This is a genomic window from Emticicia sp. (genome assembly GCF_049241225.1).
GTDB lineage: Bacteria > Bacteroidota > Bacteroidia > Cytophagales > Spirosomataceae > Emticicia.
Genome location: NZ_JBMLRC010000261.1, coordinates 1 through 1,075, shown reverse-complemented (window position 1 = coordinate 1,075; position 1,075 = coordinate 1). Strand labels below are relative to the sequence as shown.

The following is a 1,075-nucleotide window of genomic DNA, read 5'->3' as shown; positions in this document are numbered from 1 at the left end:
TTTTTGTATTATTCTCATTTTCAATCACTTCATTTGCTCAAAGAATTGCGATTTTGGGAGCGATGACCGAAGAAGTAGAATTGCTTCAGTCGCAGTTGAAAGGGGCAAAAACTAAGGAAATCTTAGGGTTTAAGTTCAAAACTGGCAAGCTCAACGGCAAAAAAGTAGTTTTGGCTGAAACTGGTATCGGAAAAGCAAATGCCAGCATCGTTACGACTCTGATTATCAAGGAGTTTTCGCCAAAAACAATTATTTTTACGGGCGTTGCGGGTGCGGTAAATCCAGATTCGAATCAAGGAGATATTCTGATTGGCCGCCGACTTTCGTACCACGATTATGGGCGATTGACCAACGATAGTTTGAAGTTCTACCCTACACGCAATCCGCATACGAAGCAGCTTAATCCGCAGTTTTTCTTGTCCGATTCTATCTTAGTTGCGGTGGCAAATCAGGCAGCAAAAGGCATCGAACTCAAGAAAATAACGGCAGATTCGCCCCAACCGAGAGTTTCGACAGGAACTATCGTCACGGGCGATACGTTTGTAGCTTCAAGTATAGCAGTGGCGGGTTTCCGCAGAAATTACCAAGCCGATGCCACCGAAATGGAAGGTGCGGCCGTTGCTCAAATTTGTTTTCAGCAAAATTTACCTTTTCTGATTATCAGAAGTATCAGCGATAAAGCCAACGAAGCTGCCCCTGCCGATTTCCAGACATTCAAAAAAGTAGCTGCCGATAACTCGGCCATTTTAGTAAAAGCAATCATCAAAAATTTAGAATAAACATTTCATGACTTACGATTTCGACGAACTCATTGACCGTACCAATACTGATAGCTTTAAGTGGGGTAAATACAAAGACCGTGACATCATTCCGCTTTGGGTGGCTGATATGGACTTTAAAGCCGCTCCGCCAATCTTAAAAGCCCTCGAAGATGTAACCAAACAAGGCGTAATTGGCTATTGGCACGCACCCGATGAATTGGCCGATGTAATTGTAAAACGCCTTGACGAACGCCACAATTGGAAAATCGAAAAAGATTGGATTGTGTATCTGCCGGGGCTGGTTCCAGGACTAA

Annotated in this window: 1 protein-coding gene and 1 pseudogene; both read left to right on the top strand. The window is 43.5% G+C overall.

The features are described 5' to 3' along the window. Positions 1–779 (top strand): 5'-methylthioadenosine/adenosylhomocysteine nucleosidase (locus tag ACOVO2_RS14065; protein ID WP_421770588.1); only part of this gene is annotated, 779 nt, incomplete at its 5' end. A 7-nt stretch (positions 780–786) separates the two neighbouring features. Beyond that, positions 787–1,075: pseudogene (locus tag ACOVO2_RS14060) on the top strand (aspartate aminotransferase); the annotation flags it as partial.